This window comes from Rhizobium sp. C4, assembly GCF_021026315.1.
Taxonomy (GTDB): domain Bacteria; phylum Pseudomonadota; class Alphaproteobacteria; order Rhizobiales; family Rhizobiaceae; genus Ensifer_A.
The window spans coordinates 191,475-207,543 of the sequence record NZ_JAJNCX010000003.1 but is presented as its reverse complement, the minus strand read 5'-3'; the positions used below and the strand labels follow the sequence as shown (position 1 = coordinate 207,543).

Here is a 16,069-nt window from a genome sequence, read left to right as displayed (position 1 = left end):
GCATAAGGAATTCGGAGGTCATGATTGTCTCCTGACTCGAATCTTGCGCAGAATTTCAGTGTGTCGGCTGTCAGCTCGCGAGCCGCAGCGAGGAACCGACAGCATTCGCGTCGAGCTCGACGATCGACCGCTTGTTCTTCTGATACAGCGCGCGGGCAATATCGAGAATCCGGCCATGCGCGCGATCAAAGGCGTTGAGATAACCTTGTTCCCGCAGGTTTGGTTCCGCCCCGCCCTGATCGAAGAGGCCGACAGACAGGAGGAATACGATCTGCTTCAGTCCGTCATGGCCGACAAAGCGGATGGCGCCGCGGCGCTCGTCATAGGTTCGCGTCCGGTTTGCAAATGAAATGGTCATGCGCCCTCTCCCCGTGCCATGGACCGATCGCCATGCTCGGACACGCCTTCTGCCCAGGCACTGATCGCGGCGACGAGAGCATGCGGCTCCCTCGTTCCCTGCTGGTAAAGATCGAGCGCATATCGGGCCGCGATGCGGTCGAGTTCGCCCATCGGCTCTTCATACTGAAAGCCGGTATTGCGAAGCACTTCTCTGATGACGCCGATATCTTTGCTAGCAAGCAAATGCGGATTGAAATCGGAAGACATGTCGTCCTCCTTTTTGCTGGGGCTCGGGTGACTGCCGCCCGTAAAATGACAGCGCCCTTAAAGTGGCTGCCATTGAGTTTAAGATAGGGTACTTATCAAAAATTGCAAGGGGAAACGGAAGACAGCGAGGAGGTGTGGCGGTGGGCGTACACGTGCTCGGCGGGAGGATCTATGTCCGTTGCCGCGGCGGTTGCCGCACGCGAAAGGCATTCGCCCCGACACCGAATAGTTTGGCAAATCCCTGCGGCAAGTCCGCACTCCACTTGGCACTTTGCCTCGCCTTGGTATCGTTGCCAGGCCGCTCCATCGCGAGAAAGAATAGCGCTTTCGGTCGCATTCAAGCGCCTTGGCAAGTCAGGGCACCTGATCGAGCAGCGGCTGAGCGGAACCGTTCCTGATCATGGCGAGCATATTGGTCTGCACAAAACCTGCCTCTGCAGCGATCTCGATTTGAGGATCGCCAGGGCGAAGCTGAAGAACCCGGTTCTCAAGGAAGCGTGTGAGCTGGGTATGGCTGGAAGCGCATCCGGCGTTCGTCTTCATTGCTGCTATCCTTCTGATCCCGAAACATCAATTCGCTGCTCGATCAGTCATAGCGATGCAGAGGTGGGAGCGCGTTTGAGGGGGATCACGACGAATTGCTGATAGATCGGAGACGCGACCAGTGCATTCGTCGCTCGGTCCCAGGATCGCTGCCGTTCCCCCTGCCCTTGGCAATTTGCTCCGCGAGCTGCCGGCCGGAACGAGAGACGACTTCGGCTAGTCCTCGAGAAGCAGGGAGGCGAGTTCGAGGTCTGCGACCAGATGGTTGGCGAAGCCGCCGCGAAGGGCGGCCCGTGCTGCGTGGCGCTTGAAGCTTCCGCTGACGACAAGCAGGCCTTTCATCGATCGCAGAAGATCATGATCGACGCCGATCAGGCGCTCGTCGAGTTCGCCGAGCACGGCCTTGCCGTCGACATCGATGAAGCGTCCCGCGATGATCCCGACCGCACCGCGCTGGCGGTAAGCTTCCACTTCATCGACCGTTGCTATCTTGAACTGGACGACATGGGTGTCGGGCGTGCAGGGGCTGAGCGAGAACAGCGACTTGTTGCAGCTTCGAATGCCTTCGAGCTGATCGCGGATGATCGGCTCGGCCCGCAGCGCGGTGGCAAGTGACGCACTCGAAACGACGGCGGGCGCATTGAAGGTGATGCAATGCGCGTCCAGGCGGCGGGCAATTTCCGTCGTGCAGCTTTCCGATGTGCTGAGCAGCGGGTTGGCGAGCGACCCCAGAAGCTGGCGCACGGTCACGTCCCTGATCGGCCAGTTCGGCACGACTTCCGAAACGAAATGGACCGTCTGCCCCCAGGAGACGCCGAGCACATCACCTTCCTCAAGAAAATCGGGCAGGTGATAGGCAGCGACCTCGCAGACGGCGCGGGTCAGCGTCTCGCCCTCCCGCCCTTCGGCGGGAACGACATGCACGCTTTCCAGACCGAACTTTTCCTTCAGCGCATCGGCCGTGGCGTTCATCCGGTAGTGTTCAGGGGAAACCTGGATGCAGACGATGTTGCGTTCCTTGGCAAGCTTCAGGTAGCTGATCACCGTCGGGCGCGACAGCGAGAGCGCATCCGAAATCTCGCCCTGATTGAGATTTCGGACATAATACATCCACGCCACTTCGGCGATGATCTTGCTGGATGGATGCTGCTCTCTCTGCATTCTGCGTCCGCCTTCGGGCTTCATCCTTCGGTTGCCTTGTTCAACACCTCTTCAGTGATTAGCAGATCGTCGTCAAGGGTGCGGTCCGACTTCAGGCCCAGCTTGGCCAGCGCATCGTGATAGCCGCGCACGGCCTCGGCCGAACCAACATTACCGTCAGCCACGGCACGAAGCCATGCCACGAGCGACGGCTGATGTTCGGCCGAATTGATCTTGCGGCCGAAGAGCGCCAGCCGCGCGCCATATTGTTCCGCCTGCCGCACAAGCTCGAACGTATCGCGCAAGGTCCCCGATCCACCGCCCAGAATGCCAACCACAAGGCTCGGATCATAGGAGGCAAGCTCTTCCATTGCGGCTGGACCATTATAGGCGACCTTCAGGAATTGCGGGCGCTCGGCGCGCGTCAGCCCGGCCAGCGTCCGCGTGATGCAGTCGTTGACATAGGCGCCCGTCTCCACGCTCGAAAAACCGGTCGGCATGTTGGGATTGAAGACTTCGAGGAAATACTGCTTGCCCGCGGCGCGGATATCGCGCCGGAAGGTGCTGAAGGCTTCCAGCGAGGCGAGATCGGCATCCGTGTCATTGTTGAAGGTGATCGAATAGAGGCAGAGATCGGCCGGCGCCAGCGACAGATCAGCCGAGCGGAAGGGCCGCGACGGCGTCTCGCGATAACGCCCGCCGCGGATAATGCCCCACACATCCGTCGTATCATTGGCGCGGAAGGCGGGCTTGATGCGGCTGGCTGCAAAGGCGCCGCGCGTTTGCAACAACTCCATGTTGGAGGCCGATGTCAGCATGATATCGACGGCGTCCTGCGCAATCAGCGCCTCGATTTCGGCCACGAATTCCGTCCGCGTGCGGCTGCCTTCGGGCGTGCCGTCCTTGCCGCGGCGAAGGCCGGTTGTCTGGATGCCGCCGGACATGTCGGCATCCTTGGCGTCGGCGAGAATGAAATCGCCCTTGCGATACTGGCCCGCCAGAATGCGGCCGATCTTTTCCTCGTAACGTGTCGTCGTCATTGTCATTCCTTTCAGAAGCGCGCCGTCAGACTGCCTTGCGCAGCGAACGGCCCGTCTCCTTTGAAAACACATGGATGCTTGTCGGATCGATGGCGAAGCTCACCGGCTGGCCGGGTTCGAGCGAACGGAAAGCCTTGGTGACGAAGGACATTTCCTGACCGTCGACATCGACGATGATCTGGCCATCGCTCCCCATATTCTCGACCAGGATGATCTTGCCCGGGATCGCGTTCAAATCGCCGGGTGCTGCAAGATCCATTTTCGATGGCCGCAAGCCGACCTCGACCGTTGTGCCGTCCGCAAGTCCACCGAATTCATCGGAAGGCACCTGCAGGCGCAAGGAGCCGGCCGAAAGCTCGACCGTGTCGCCATTCCGGCTGACCATGCAATCGCGGAAATTCATGGCCGGCGACCCGATGAAATCGGCAACGAAGCGCGTGGCGGGACGATCGAAGATCTCCGATGGCGTGCCCTGCTGCTCGATGGCGCCGGCGCGCATCAGCACGATCCGGTCGGCAATCGTCATCGCCTCCAGCTGGTCATGCGTCACGAAGATCGTCGTCGTCTTCAGGTCGAGATGCATCTTGCGGATCTCGGTCCGAAGCTTTTCGCGCAGCTTGGCGTCAAGATTGGACAGCGGCTCGTCGAAGAGGAAGAGCTTCGGCGTCTTGATCATGGCACGCGCCATGGCCACACGCTGCTGCTGCCCGCCAGACAGGTTCTTCGGTTTGCGCTCCAGGAAGCTCTCAAGCCCCAGAAGCCCCGCGACATGCTGGACGCGACGCGTAATCTCGGCCTGCGGCACCTTCTGCCGGCGCAGGCCAAAGGCGATGTTCTCTTCCACCGTCATATGCGGATAAAGCGCATAGGACTGGAAGACCATGGCCACGCCACGCTCGCCCGGATGGAGATGCGTGACGTCGCGGTCGCCGATGCTGACCGTGCCGCCGCTGATCTCCTCAAGCCCTGCGATCATGCGCAGCATGGTGGACTTGCCGCAGCCGGAGGGACCGAGGAAGACGACGAATTCGTGATCGGCAATGTCCAGGTTGAGGTTCTCGATCACCGAGTGACCACCGTAGGACTTGCGGATGTTGACGCAACGAATGTTTGCCATGATGACCTTTTCCTATCTCCGGGCCGGCTTCATCATGCCGTTGATGAAGCTCATCAACAGGCCGATAAAGACCAGCGGAGGAATAACGAGAATGACGGTGGAAGCGTTGATGACGCCCCACGGAACTTCCTTGCCGAGCGAGGTGATGGAGGCGGCAACGACGGGCAGCGTGGCATTGCCGGCGGCAAGCGTGAGGGCCAGAAGCAGCTCGTTCCAGACCAGCACGAAGGTGAAGACCAGCGCGCCGAACAGCGACGGCATGGCAATCGGAAGCGCGAATTTCAGGAAGATCTCGCCCGGCCCGCAGCCTTCCATGGCGGCAGCCTCCTCGATCTCCTTGGGAACGCGCTCGAAGGCCGGCACGGAGAGCCAGATCACCGTCGAGATCGTCGTCACCAGATAGACGAGGATGAGACCCGCCAGCGTGTCGTAGAGACCGAGGTCGAGATAGAGCACGATGAAGGGGATGGCGATTGCCACCGGCGGCATGAAGCGCAGCGACAGAACGAAGAATTGCAGATCGCCCTTCAATGTCCTGACATGGCGCGCCAGCGAATAGGCAGCAGGAACGCCCAGCAGTGCCCCGATGATCACCGATGCGCCGACCACGATGACGGAATGGCCGAGCCCCTGCCGGATCGAGGGATTTTGCAGGATGGTGACGAAGTTTTCGAGCGTCGGCGAGAAGAACAGTTTCGGCACGGGGATGACGATGTCCTTCAGCCGCTTGAACGCGCCGAGAATGGTCCAGAGGATCGGCGTCAGCGCGATGAAGACCATGAGCGCCAGAACGACACTGGCGAGGGAACTGCGGATCAGACGGACCATTTGCGGATACCTCTCCAGATCAGGGTGAAGACAATCGTCGTCAGCACAAGCAGCAGGATCGACATGGCCGAGGCATAGGAAATGCGCCCGCCGAGATTGATGCCCGCCTGATAGGCGTAGAGATCGAGCGTTTCGGTTGCCGTGCCGGGGCCGCCGCCGGTCATCACATAGATGAGGTCGAAGGAGCGCAGCGATTCCACCGCCTTGACCAGCGCCAGACTGATGATCGGTGCCTTCAGCATGGGCAGCGTGACGAAAGCGTGGATTTCCCAGGTCTTGGCATTGTCAAGCTGCGCCGCCTCGATCGGGTCCTTCGGCAGGGTTTCCAGGAGCTTCAGCATGATGACGGTGAAGAACAGGCCCCATTGCCAGATATCGACAATCGCCACCGACATCAGCGCCAGCGACGGATTGGCGAGAAACTCGACAGGTCCGAAACCGAGCAGGCTGGCGAGATAATTGATGAGCCCCAGCGAGGGCGAATAGAGAAAGCGCCAGATGAAGGCCGCTGCCACGCGCGGCAGAAGAACCGGCGCGAGGAAGGCAAAGCAGATCAGGTTGCGCAGCCAGAACGACTTGACCGTCTCGAAAATGAGGACGGACAGCAGCGTCGCCACCACGAGCGAGCCGACCACCGTGACGATTTCCCACGTCGCCGAGATCTGGAGCGCATTGAGAAAACGCCGATCCGACAGCAGGCGCTGATAGTTGTAGAGCCCTGCAAAATGATAGTCCGGATAGCGCAGCGATCGGTCCATGACCGAGAAATACAGGGCGCCGGCGATGGAAATCAGCGCCAGAATGGCAAGCACCGCAAAGCCCGGCGTCAGCGTCCAGAATAGGAAACGTCGATTGTTCATAACGTGCTCTTCGGATGGAGGGATGCGGCCGGCGTGAGTGAGGCCGGCCGCAAGGGTGGTTTACTTCACGCGGCGCAGCGAATCCTCGGCCTGCAAGGCCACGTCATCGAGCGACTGCTGGATGTCCTTGGCGGTGCCGGTGAAGATTTCTTCCAGCGCCAGGCCCAGATTGTCGCCGATTTCCGGCCAGGCCGGGCTCGCCATGATCAGGAGCTTGGTGCGTGTGCCGGTTGCCAGAAGCGCCTCGATATATTCGGCCGGAACGGCCTTCTTGAAGGCGGCGCTCTGAAGCGTCGACTTGCGGCCGATGTCGGAGGCGACACCATCGGCAAGCCGGCGCTGTTCCATCTCCTTGGACGTGGCCCAGCCGACGAAATCGCCCGCAACCTTGCGCGTGCAGTCATCCTTGGCGCCGCTCTTGGAGACGGCGAAACCATGGCCCCAGCCGGCAGAACCCAACGGCTCCGGCGGCGGCATGTAGCCGACCTTGCCCTTGATGGCGGACTTGTCCGGATCTTCCATCCACGGGCCGAACACGTCGGACTCGATGAGGAAGGCGACCTGGCCGCCGCGGAAGGCTTCAACCGAATCCGACCAGTTGAACGTGCCCACGCCCGGAGGCGCATAATGCATCAGGTCGAGATAGAGCTTGGTCGCCGCAACACCCTTGTCGGAGTTGAAGATCGGCTTGCCGTCCTTGTCCTGCCATTCGCCGCCAAGGCCGCGTAAGAAGGGCGTCCAGCGCCAGACATTCATGCCCGAGCCACGCTGGCCGCGCGCCGACCAGCCATAGAGCTTGTGGTCCGGATCGTTGACCTTCTTGATGTCGGCGACCAGCTCGTCCAGCGTCTTCGGCGGCTTGAGGCCGGCCTTTTCGAGCACGTCCTTGCGGTACATGAGGATGTCGCCACCGCCGACGAGCGGGGCGAAATACTGCGTACCCTTGAAGGTCGCGACATTGCTCAGGTCCGAACGGAAGTCGGCAATATCATAGTCCTTCGGCAGAACGTCGGCGAGCGGATAGAGCCAGCCGGCAGTCGCATATTCCGGCGTATTGGCTTCATCGACATAATAGACCTGATAGGCGCCAGCACCGGTCGAGGCATCAAGACGCGCCTTGGCACGGCGCTCGTTTTCGCCGAGCAGGTTGATCTTGACGGTGGTCTTCCATTTCGCATTGAACTCGCCAAGATATTTGTCGAGTTCGGTGACAGAGGGCATGCCCTGCGCGATCACGTTGATCGCGGGGACCTTGCCGACGCAGGCGTCGTCTGCGGCAAGCGCCGCACCCGACATGGCAGATAGGCTTGCAGAGATCAGCAGTGTGTATTTCAGTCTCATGATTTCCTCCTCCAGGACTTTCAGACTTCAGTGTTCGGCTGACGGATCGAAAAGCGCCGCCAGCCGGCGATCGAGGCGAAGAAACTCGCCATATCGTTCATCGTAGAAATCGCGCAGATGCGGGCGCGGCTCGGCCGTGCGCTCGACGCGGCACATGGCTTGCGCGGCAAAGACGAGATCCGGATAGTGGCCCGTCGCCACGGCCGCACACATGGCAGCCCCCAGCGCGCCGATCTCCTCACCCTCCGGCACTTCGACCGGCAGGCCGCACACATCGGCAAAGACTTGCGTCCAGACGGCGCTTTTCGACGCCCCGCCGGCAAGCCGGATCTTTTGCGGGCTTTGCGGCGCGACATAGCTGACGACGTTCTCGCCATGCCGGCGATGCTGGAAGGCGACGCCTTCATAGATCGCCCGCAACATCGAGCCCTGATCATCGCTGTTGGTCATGCCGACAAAGGCGCCCCGACGCGGTGCGGGACCGCTGACGAAAGGCATAAAATGGCAGCGCCTGGCTTCCACCGGGCTCTGGGCGACGAGCGCATTGGCCTGCTGCACGTCGACGGAAGCGCCCAATGCGCGGCTCAGATACCAATTCAGGTTCGCGGCCGATGTCGGGCTGCCGTCGGCGAGCAGGCGGCAGGCACGATCGCGGTGGATCATGTTGAGGATCGGCGGTCGTTTCATCACCGGCGCACGGGTCTCCACACCGTTGATCGACCACGTGCCGGCAATCATCGTCAGCGTATCCGGGCCGACCGAACCCGCGCCGAGGACACAGGCGCTCACATCCATCATCGCCGCAACGACAGGCGTGCCGGCAATGAGCCCGGTTTCCGCCGCCGCCTCGCGCGACACAAGGCCGGCAACGCCCGAGTTCTCGACAATGGCTGGAACACGACTGGCAAACTCAGGAATGCCAGCCGCCTCGAAGAGCGCGTCGCTATAGGCGCCACGCGCCAGATCCAGCAACCCGCCGCCGCTCGCATCCGTGGGATCGGTAGCGGCAAGGCCGGTCAGGCGCATGCGCAGGAAGTCCTTGCAGGCAAGCGCCCAGCGCGTGCGGCGAACGACGTCCGGCTCGTTGCGCGACAGCCAGACGAGTTGCAGGAGCGTCTGCCCGCCCCAGATCTGATGACCGGTGATCGCCTCGATCCGCTCGGCCGTGCCGTCGCGGGAGAATTCATCGACAATGCCTTGCGCTCGGTGATCGACGGAGACGATGCCGTCCCGCGTGCCCCGGCCCTCTTCATCGACCAGGAAAACGCCGTTGCCAAAGCCGGTGCAGGCAATGGCGGCAATGCGGTCGGCCGCAATCACCTGGGTCGTCAATTCACGGATGGCCTTGGCGGTGCCGCGCCAGAAGGCTTCGGGCTCGCGCTCCACCCAGCCATTGTCGCGATGGATGGTCACGACATCGATCGAGCGCTGCGCGACAAGCCGGCCCGCCGTGTCGAAGACGGCTGCCTTGACGGCCGTGCCGCCCGCATCGATGGCGAGGAACAGATCAGCCATGGCGAAGCTCTCCTCTCGGAGCCTGCCCGCTGGCGGCAAAAGATAGCGCCGGGTTGTTCAGGCAGCGGTCAATTTCGCTCTCGGCCCAGCCGGTGGGCTGACGGCGCTGCTCGGCGAGCAGGTGTCCGAGCTCGCGCACCAGCGAAGGGGTGCACAGTCCATCCAGGGCAATCTGGGAGCGCCGGAATATGAGGTCATCCAGATGCATGGCAGCGCGTTCACGGATGAGCCAGATCATCTCGTTGCGCGTAAAGCTCGGGAGATTCGCAAGCGGCTGATCGGACTTTTCACTGCAGAAGGCCGCCACACGCTCGGCGATCGCCCCGTAGCGAGAGAACAGGTTCGCGGCCCGCTCCACGGAAATGACGAACCGGGCCGCCAGCGACTGCCTCGCGCGGTTCATGCTCATCTCGTCACGCGGAAAGCCGATTGCGCCGGGATAGTCTCGATCCGCAGTGCTGACCCGGCGGGCCACGTTCAGATGCCTGAAAATGCGGTCGGCTGCCTGCTCGCCAAAGGCGCGAAACGTCGTCCATTTGCCGCCGATCAGCGAGAGAAGCGGCGTGCCGCTCTGAAGCTGGTCCTCGGCGAGACGGTGATCCCGATTGGCGCGATTGGCATCGGTGGCACCGCCGGCTTGCAGCGGACGGATGCCGGTCGTCATGAACACGATGTCCTTCGGCCCGATCTCGATATCGTCGAACAGGGTGGAGATAGACCGCGTCAGATAGGAAATTTCCTGTGACGCAATCGTGTCGTCGGAGGGATCGCCCACCGTGATTTCGGTCGTTCCGAGCAGGACCGTGTGGTCCAGCGGATAGGCAATGACCATGCGCCCGGTCCCGTCGTCGAAATAGAAGGCGCGGTTCGCCATGCGCTCGAAAAGCGCGTCGTTGCGGATCAAAAGGTGGGCGCCCTTGACCGGGCGGATATATCTGGTCGAGCAGCCGAGAGCCGCATTGACGTCATCGACCCATGCACCGGATGCGTTGACCACCAGCTTCGGGCGAAGTGTCTTGCTCGGGCCTGCATCGCCGACCGTGATCGTAAATCCGCCGCTGCCATCATGATGCCAGGCGGCATGATTGAGGGCGGCACTGCGCGGCTGCGCTGCCAGCGCTTCCTCGATCATTTCCAGCACCAGCGCTTCCGGATTGCGAATGCGGGCGTCGAAATAGCTGACAACCGCCTTGTAGTGCTGCGCCAGCCGGCGCGGAAACTTCTTGCGTTCAAGAACGGTCTGATGACTTGGCAGGGCGCGTTCGGCACGTCCGAGATATTCATACAGCGTGAGCGCGATCTTCAGGCCCGCCGTGCTGAACGTGTTTCCCTTCCAGTCGAAGCCGAGGAAGCGCAGGATCGATCCCGGCAGCCCCCGAACATAGGTTGAAAGCGGAACCGTAACCTCGAGAGGACGTGTGAAATGCGCGGCATGATGGAGAAGCCGGTTACGCTCACGAGCCGATTCGGCAACGAGCTTGAATTCCCGATTTTCGAGATAGCGCAGGCCACCATGCGCCATGCGCGAGGATGCACCCGTCGCACCCCGGCAAAAGTCGGCGCTATCAACGAGCAGCGCCGAAACGCCATTCAACGCGAGTTCGCGCAAGACAGCGACGCCATTCACGCCCCCGCCCAGAATGAGCACATCAAACCCCTCGCCGGACGCAAGCCGCGCCAGGCTTTCCTCCCGAATCTGCATCTTATCTCCCGTCACACTCCAACCAGCACTGTGGGCGCCGTGTGTGTCTCCGGAGACATATAGCGAGGAATTTTTATAAAAGTCAAACAAGATTTACTTTTATAAAATTTCATGTGTTTCAAAGATGCGCCACCCTGCCACGTGAAGCGCAAATTATCCCGGCATCGCGTTTCACCACCGTTCGGTGGCACCCGCGAAACAGGTCGTTGTCGAGACGGAAAATGCAATGGATCACGCATTGGACATCAAGGCGACCTCGGAAGGCCGACCAGCGACCAGTCCCGGCAAGGCTGCAGCGAACAACATCGGAAGACAAACAGGCCGGCACAGCAAATTGAGCCGTATGGATGCGGCGGAAAACTGTTCCGGTGGCGAACTTTGGAATTCACCTAACTCATTGAATTATGATGATTTGTGAGGAGCGGCTGGGGCGCCACCCCCTAACATTTTCAATGGCTTAGCTAAATCACCCTGAACTCTTTATATTTTCCCGCCACGAGCGGCCGTGGATACCATTGTTGCGCCTTGGGTTCGGGCATCAGTCAATATGGAGGACGAGCGGAAACAACTTCCGCTTATGCGACCATATGCTGCTAGCGCGTTCGCGTCTGCCGCACGGGTTCCAGAATTTCAGCCGCAATATTTGACAGCCGCTTCTTCCGCGCGAACAGGAACGCTGTCAGGAAGCCGGATGCAACGGCCAAGGCTGCTAGCACGATGCTGATAAAGAAAGCCCAGTGAGACGTGATCATCATGAACTGGGAGAGCATGACATAGGCATCTCGCTGACCAGGTCCGATAGGATCGTCTCCCCGTTGCACAAGCCACTGCCGGATCTTTGCAAGTCGTTGCCGAGCCAGATCGCTTTCGGGCGCTCCTTTAGCGTAGACCCAGCGGACTTCGCGGGAGGCGGCCGCGGTGTCGTCGTTCAGGTATGCGATTTGCGCCAGCGCGTATCGGTACCCCACCTCAAGAGAAGGGCTTTTAGTCGGCGATTGTGCAAAGACGGATTTCCGGCTTTCATATGCCTTCTGCACCAGATCTGTCGCGGTAATCTCGATCTTTCCGGCATGCAGCGTACCGAAATAGCTCACCGCTGCGAGCAGCGCGCTTATTCCGAAAACAAGAAAGCCGCTCCGACGCAAGACATTGTCTCGCGAGCGCATGACTGCGAGCGATGCAATCGTCGCGATCAGGAAACTGAACAGAGAAGACACGGCCAGCAGGGCACCTCCCGCCAAGGCGCACCGCGCCGCCCGTGCCTTGCGGGTCAAGGCCAGCACGGCAGACAGGGCCAGCGTTGCTAGGACGATCCATTTCAGGAAATTTGCCGAAAGAAAGCCGGGAAGATCATCGTTAATGGCAACCGGGAAGCCTGCGGCGCGCATGTCCAGCGCAACGTTTCGAAGCAGATGTACGGCGGCAAATGCTTTGCCGTCGGTTTCCGGAGCGCCCCATATTGAAAGGCCGAATGCCAGAATTGCCAAGCTCGAAACAAGGCCTGCGAAAATCCCGGCGGCATACGCCCTGAACCGGATTTGCTGAACGGCTTCTCGGGCATGGCTTTCGGCAGTCCTGCTCGTGAAGCCGGCCTCCGAAGCTCCAGCCAGTGTTTCCTTCAGCGTTTTGATCCGATTGGCACGGGCGAAGAACATGCCGGACAGATATTCCAGGCCCTCGCCTGCCAGTATGCCTAGCGCGGCAACGACCCCGAGAAGGATCGCCAGTCCGCGCTTCAATTCGAGTTTGCTTCCAAGCCAATCTGATTGGTTGCCTAACTTTCCAACGTCGGCAAGGTGAAGCCGCATGAAAGCTAACCGCCGTGCTTCCGTGGATCCCTCCGCAAACACGTTGGGGGAAATCTGCTTCACGGCCTGTTCCAGCCCGTTGTCGTCGTGGCGAAGATAAAGCTCCTGCGCAACAAGGTAGGCTTTCTCGTCTGCCAGATCTGGCGGCACGGCCAATGTCACAAAGCTCTTGGGCCCGTCCTTCGCCTGAGTGAGGCTGGCCAACCTGATGACCGATATTTCTGAATATCCGCGCGTATCAAACGGACGAAACGCGTTGAAGAGACCGAGATGGACAACGAGCAACACGACGTAGAATACGACCAGACCGCGCTGCTTGCTGTTTAGTGAGCGGACCAGCAGGTATACGAGGATACCCGTGCCCGCGAGACCCGTTCCCGGAATATCGACAGACAGGATCTGCCACGGCAGGAGGCAGATTGCCAGCAAGCTCCAAAGCAGCCAATTGCGCTTGCGCACCACAGCCCCGAAAGCGAGTAGTCCGACAAATACGGAAACAAGGCCGCCAGCAGATGGTCTCAACGCCTCGTCGGCGGAGATATGGAAGGGCTTCTCGCCGATCGTCACGTACTGCAACAGAATGTTGGGCACGTGAATGACCATTTGTCCCGAGAACGGCCCCTCGGCGGCCACTGCCCAGACGAGCAACGCCACAATCAGCAGAAAAAGCCCCAAGCCGGTTAGCAACTCGCCATATTTGCGAACCGCCGTCTCTCGCCCGGCCAGAGCGCCGATTTCTTGATCCAAGTCTACCCGTTCAGGATCTCCGCGCTTGCCGAAATTCGAGATCAGGTGCGCCATCAGGCAGCAGTTCTTTCAGCATTGCTGACGGCCTGAACGAGTTCAGCACGCAGTGTAGCCAGCTCCTTCACCGCCGATGAACGGGCCTCTGCACCCTCAGCATGGACAGTTCTGACCTCCTGAAGCGTGGTCACGATGTTTCCATGGACCTCCTTGAGCGTCTCGATGTCTATGACCAGCCGCTGGCTCGACTTCGCCACCTCGATCGAATTCTGCTTGAGGAGCTCGGAATTGCGACGCAGCAGCTCGTTGGTCGTATTGTCTATGTTGTTCGCCAAGTCCTTGGCTTGTTTCTGCTCCGCGATGGACAGCGCCATCATGAACGTGCGCTTCCAGGCAGGCAATGTCAGCGTCCGGATCGTCGTGAACTTGTCGACCAACGCATAGTTGTTGGATTGGATGATACGGATCATCGGCAGGGACTGGAGGGTCGAATGCCGGATGACTTCCAGATCATCGGCACGCTTCCTGAGCGCATTCTGCGATGCCTCCAGCACCGCCCGATGCTCTATCGAGGCCATATCGGCGGCGGGATCGCGAGTTGCCAACTCCGCTTCCAATTGTGACAGCTTGAGCCTTATTGCCTCGATATAGAGACCGAGCAATTCATACTCGTTGCGGACATTTTCGTAGATACTGCTGTATTCCCGATCGCGTGCAGACAAGACTGTCGCGGTCTTCTCAACGCTCGAAACAAGACCATCGACCTGTGATTTTACATTCTCGAAGCGTGCGAAGGCTTTCGCGCGCGAGGAGTTGAGCTGGCGGAGCAGCCCTCCCAGAAAGGGCAGACGTGCCCACGAATTGCCCAGGGCGTCGAAATCGAATTCCTGCGCCGTAACGACAATCTTGGTGAGCTGCTCTCCGGTTTCGCCAAGGTCACTGGCCTGAGCCTTGCTCAGAACCTGCTCGGTCAGTTCGTTGGTCTTGTTCACGACATCAGCACCGAATTCGAGTATCGATGCGATCGAGCTGACATTGATCGTCGCTGCAAGAGCGTGGGCATCGGGAGATCCGTCATGCGCCTGTGTTGCGGGGATTTGCTGAATCTGCGTGGTGGTCATGAACGAGCTTCCGCGATGAAATAGGTTTTGAGGGCATCGTGGCAGGTGAGGAACTCCTCCACGGGTTTATGGTTTCGCGCCAAACGTCCGGGCGCGTTGAGGATCGCAAACAAGTGCTGCTGCCACAGAGGGAAGAGCACCGTTGCAATCTGTCGAAACCGATCATTGAGCGCCGCAAGGCCTTCTTCTGCCAGCTTGAACTGCTGGATTGCCATGGTGTTCGCGGCCTTCATCGTGATCAGGTTGGCGAGCCTGTTTTGAAACCGAGCAAACAAGAAATCGTCAGATTCAGCCGGCTGCGATACAAGGGTCTGACCGTAATCGATCGCCCCATCAAGTGATGCGAGAGATGCAGAGAGATCGGCCCGTTCCGCCCGCATGAGTGCGATACGGCGATCGGTATCTTTTGAAACCTGCTCGAGAACGGCAAAGGCGCGGGAGACCTTTTTCGAGGCCGCTTCAAACTTCAGGCGCTCCTCAAGAGTAGCTCCGGTAAAGCGAGACCACCACGACTGCCTTGACAGCAGGTCGTTCAGTTCAAGCGATGTTATGCACTGGACTGTGTTTATGATCTCCTGCTTCAACGCCTGGCGGCCTGCGACTTGCAGAAGGTCATCATCGATAGGCTTTCGGTCGGCGGCGCGATCGAGAACGGCTAACGCTGCATCGCAGATATGGCTCGGCCATTCCGCCGAGCCATCCTGATTTTCTAGACGTTGAAGTCCTTGCACCATCTTATCCAAGCTCTCGTAAAAGTAGCGACAGGACATACGTTGGCGGTAAATTTGGCATTAAGCGGAAGGAATATTCCCGCAAAAAATGCATTTGGATGAAGAAATCGTTAATCCGAAAGCCCTGCTGACAGGCGATCACGAGCTTCTAGGTTCAGGTGAGTGTCACCTGCAACTTCGCCATGCCTCGACGGCGTTGTGAATGAGTACGCTCCTCAAATCCGGCACTGCGGGCAATCTTCAACTCGCCGAGAAAATTCGACTTGATGGCTTCGATATGAGACAGGGGCACGTTATGCGTGAGCAGAAACGCGAGGCCTGGACAACCGCCCTCCAGCGTCAGATCGCGCGTTCCAGATTATGCGAGCAGTTCGTAGGCCCAGCCCGCTTCAAGATCGTGTTCCATCTCGCTGACATCGCCCGCACGACCGTGACGTTAGGCCCTGATTCTGACGTCCTCGAGACTTCCTTCGGTCTCTGCTTCAGCTCTCCGAGCCGGAGGTTAAGCCGCCGCGCAATCACTTGCGCCTTTTTATGATCGGAAAGTTGAAGACTGCGTGAAAGCCGGCTGCCCGATTGGCAGGATAGGAAGCAGCTCGGAATGCGTGGTCTCCAATAGAAGATGTTTCCGCGGCGGATCAGATTTTCGACCTCGTGGCGAACGGCCATGGCAAGGACACCCTGTTTCGCCAAGGGCGACGCCGCCGTAGAGAAAACAGCGTGGGCATCACCTTTGGACATCAGTTCTGGGCATCAGGTCGCCAATGATGCCAAAACGTGATCCACAACGGGCAGAAAAAGCAAACTATTCAGGAATTTAACGAGATTGGCTGGGGAACCTGGATTCGAACCAAGATTAACGGAGTCAGAGTCCGTCGTTCTACCGTTGAACTATTCCCCAACAGCCTTTCGGCGGTCGCGCTGTCTTTCGACTGCGACGGTGAGGCGGCTTATAACCAAAAGATTGGCCGCT

General features: G+C 59.8%; 16 protein-coding genes and 1 tRNA gene. 1 reads left to right on the top strand and 16 read right to left on the bottom strand.

The window, feature by feature from the left end; all coding sequences use genetic code 11:
• Positions 1 to 70: 70 nt before the first annotated feature.
• The 11 genes from LQK84_RS07395 to LQK84_RS07345 form a co-directional block, all read right to left on the bottom strand.
• Entirely contained in the window at positions 71 to 358 is a 288-nt protein-coding gene (locus LQK84_RS07395) for a DUF1488 family protein (protein ID WP_230828049.1), read from the bottom strand.
• Complete coding sequence (locus LQK84_RS07390) at positions 355 to 606, bottom strand: hypothetical protein (RefSeq protein WP_230828048.1); 252 nt, start codon at positions 604 to 606, stop codon at positions 355 to 357. The genes LQK84_RS07395 and LQK84_RS07390 overlap by 4 nt, the downstream gene beginning before the upstream one ends.
• 354 nt (positions 607 to 960) lie before the next feature.
• Complete coding sequence (locus LQK84_RS07385) at positions 961 to 1,149, bottom strand: hypothetical protein (protein WP_230828047.1); 189 nt, start codon at positions 1,147 to 1,149, stop codon at positions 961 to 963.
• A 216-nt stretch (positions 1,150 to 1,365) separates the two neighbouring features.
• Entirely contained in the window at positions 1,366 to 2,310 is a 945-nt protein-coding gene (locus tag LQK84_RS07380) for a sugar-binding transcriptional regulator (RefSeq protein ID WP_230828046.1), read from the bottom strand.
• Between the two features lie 20 nt (positions 2,311 to 2,330).
• Positions 2,331 to 3,329 carry a hypothetical protein gene (locus LQK84_RS07375; RefSeq protein ID WP_230828045.1) on the bottom strand — a complete coding sequence of 333 codons (999 nt, stop codon included), beginning with the start codon at positions 3,327 to 3,329 and terminating at the stop codon, positions 2,331 to 2,333.
• Between the two features lie 25 nt (positions 3,330 to 3,354).
• The gene (locus tag LQK84_RS07370) at positions 3,355 to 4,446 is read right to left on the bottom strand and encodes an ABC transporter ATP-binding protein (protein ID WP_230828044.1); all 1,092 of its coding nucleotides are present in this window, start codon (positions 4,444 to 4,446) and stop codon (positions 3,355 to 3,357) included.
• Between the two features lie 12 nt (positions 4,447 to 4,458).
• The gene (locus LQK84_RS07365) at positions 4,459 to 5,274 is read right to left on the bottom strand and encodes a carbohydrate ABC transporter permease (RefSeq protein WP_230828043.1); all 816 of its coding nucleotides are present in this window, start codon (positions 5,272 to 5,274) and stop codon (positions 4,459 to 4,461) included.
• A complete protein-coding gene (locus tag LQK84_RS07360; protein WP_230828042.1) occupies positions 5,262 to 6,134 on the bottom strand; it encodes a carbohydrate ABC transporter permease in 873 nt (290 codons plus the stop codon). Before LQK84_RS07360 ends, LQK84_RS07365 begins: the two co-directional genes overlap by 13 nt.
• A 60-nt stretch (positions 6,135 to 6,194) precedes the next feature.
• Complete coding sequence (locus LQK84_RS07355) at positions 6,195 to 7,475, bottom strand: ABC transporter substrate-binding protein (RefSeq protein ID WP_230828041.1); 1,281 nt, start codon at positions 7,473 to 7,475, stop codon at positions 6,195 to 6,197.
• A 27-nt stretch (positions 7,476 to 7,502) separates the two neighbouring features.
• Complete coding sequence (locus tag LQK84_RS07350) at positions 7,503 to 8,990, bottom strand: FGGY-family carbohydrate kinase (RefSeq protein WP_230828040.1); 1,488 nt, start codon at positions 8,988 to 8,990, stop codon at positions 7,503 to 7,505.
• Entirely contained in the window at positions 8,983 to 10,692 is a 1,710-nt protein-coding gene (locus LQK84_RS07345; protein WP_230828039.1) for a glycerol-3-phosphate dehydrogenase/oxidase, read from the bottom strand. Before LQK84_RS07345 ends, LQK84_RS07350 begins: the two co-directional genes overlap by 8 nt.
• A gap of 226 nt (positions 10,693 to 10,918) precedes the next feature.
• Between LQK84_RS07345 and LQK84_RS07340 the strand changes: the two genes are divergently transcribed.
• The gene (locus LQK84_RS07340) at positions 10,919 to 11,110 is read left to right on the top strand and encodes a hypothetical protein (protein WP_230828038.1); all 192 of its coding nucleotides are present in this window, start codon (positions 10,919 to 10,921) and stop codon (positions 11,108 to 11,110) included.
• 175 nt (positions 11,111 to 11,285) lie between these two features.
• On the opposite strand, the gene LQK84_RS07335 is transcribed toward LQK84_RS07340, so the two are convergent.
• The 5 genes from LQK84_RS07335 to LQK84_RS07320 all read right to left on the bottom strand — a co-directional run bounded on the left by LQK84_RS07335 (position 11,286) and on the right by LQK84_RS07320 (position 15,997).
• Positions 11,286 to 13,301, bottom strand: a complete 2,016-nt coding sequence (locus LQK84_RS07335; RefSeq protein WP_230828037.1) for a hypothetical protein — start codon at positions 13,299 to 13,301, stop codon at positions 11,286 to 11,288.
• On the bottom strand, positions 13,301 to 14,365 hold the full coding sequence (locus LQK84_RS07330; protein WP_230828036.1) for a toxic anion resistance protein: 1,065 nt from the start codon (positions 14,363 to 14,365) through the stop codon (positions 13,301 to 13,303). Before LQK84_RS07330 ends, LQK84_RS07335 begins: the two co-directional genes overlap by 1 nt.
• Positions 14,362 to 15,108, bottom strand: a complete 747-nt coding sequence (locus LQK84_RS07325; protein WP_230828035.1) for a hypothetical protein — start codon at positions 15,106 to 15,108, stop codon at positions 14,362 to 14,364. Before LQK84_RS07325 ends, LQK84_RS07330 begins: the two co-directional genes overlap by 4 nt.
• A gap of 327 nt (positions 15,109 to 15,435) precedes the next feature.
• Entirely contained in the window at positions 15,436 to 15,765 is a 330-nt protein-coding gene (locus tag LQK84_RS25225; protein ID WP_330166400.1) for a DUF6538 domain-containing protein, read from the bottom strand.
• A gap of 158 nt (positions 15,766 to 15,923) precedes the next feature.
• A tRNA-Gln gene (locus LQK84_RS07320) sits at positions 15,924 to 15,997 on the bottom strand.
• Positions 15,998 to 16,069: the final 72 nt, after the last annotated feature.

What these genes read in the sequence shown, in the direction of transcription:
- LQK84_RS07395 (WP_230828049.1), bottom strand. Translation starts at nt 358, where the DNA reads ATGACCATTTCATTTGCAAACCGGACGCGAACCTATGACGAGCGCCGC.
- LQK84_RS07390 (WP_230828048.1), bottom strand. Translation starts at nt 606, where the DNA reads ATGTCTTCCGATTTCAATCCGCATTTGCTTGCTAGCAAAGATATCGGC.
- LQK84_RS07385 (WP_230828047.1), bottom strand. Translation starts at nt 1,149, where the DNA reads ATGAAGACGAACGCCGGATGCGCTTCCAGCCATACCCAGCTCACACGC.
- LQK84_RS07380 (WP_230828046.1), bottom strand. Translation starts at nt 2,310, where the DNA reads ATGCAGAGAGAGCAGCATCCATCCAGCAAGATCATCGCCGAAGTGGCG.
- LQK84_RS07375 (WP_230828045.1), bottom strand. Translation starts at nt 3,329, where the DNA reads ATGACGACGACACGTTACGAGGAAAAGATCGGCCGCATTCTGGCGGGC.
- LQK84_RS07370 (WP_230828044.1), bottom strand. Translation starts at nt 4,446, where the DNA reads ATGGCAAACATTCGTTGCGTCAACATCCGCAAGTCCTACGGTGGTCAC.
- LQK84_RS07365 (WP_230828043.1), bottom strand. Translation starts at nt 5,274, where the DNA reads ATGGTCCGTCTGATCCGCAGTTCCCTCGCCAGTGTCGTTCTGGCGCTC.
- LQK84_RS07360 (WP_230828042.1), bottom strand. Translation starts at nt 6,134, where the DNA reads ATGAACAATCGACGTTTCCTATTCTGGACGCTGACGCCGGGCTTTGCG.
- LQK84_RS07355 (WP_230828041.1), bottom strand. Translation starts at nt 7,475, where the DNA reads ATGAGACTGAAATACACACTGCTGATCTCTGCAAGCCTATCTGCCATG.
- LQK84_RS07350 (WP_230828040.1), bottom strand. Translation starts at nt 8,990, where the DNA reads ATGGCTGATCTGTTCCTCGCCATCGATGCGGGCGGCACGGCCGTCAAG.
- LQK84_RS07345 (WP_230828039.1), bottom strand. Translation starts at nt 10,692, where the DNA reads ATGCAGATTCGGGAGGAAAGCCTGGCGCGGCTTGCGTCCGGCGAGGGG.
- LQK84_RS07340 (WP_230828038.1), top strand. Translation starts at nt 10,919, where the DNA reads ATGGATCACGCATTGGACATCAAGGCGACCTCGGAAGGCCGACCAGCG.
- LQK84_RS07335 (WP_230828037.1), bottom strand. Translation starts at nt 13,301, where the DNA reads ATGGCGCACCTGATCTCGAATTTCGGCAAGCGCGGAGATCCTGAACGG.
- LQK84_RS07330 (WP_230828036.1), bottom strand. Translation starts at nt 14,365, where the DNA reads ATGACCACCACGCAGATTCAGCAAATCCCCGCAACACAGGCGCATGAC.
- LQK84_RS25225 (WP_330166400.1), bottom strand. Translation starts at nt 15,765, where the DNA reads ATGGCCGTTCGCCACGAGGTCGAAAATCTGATCCGCCGCGGAAACATC.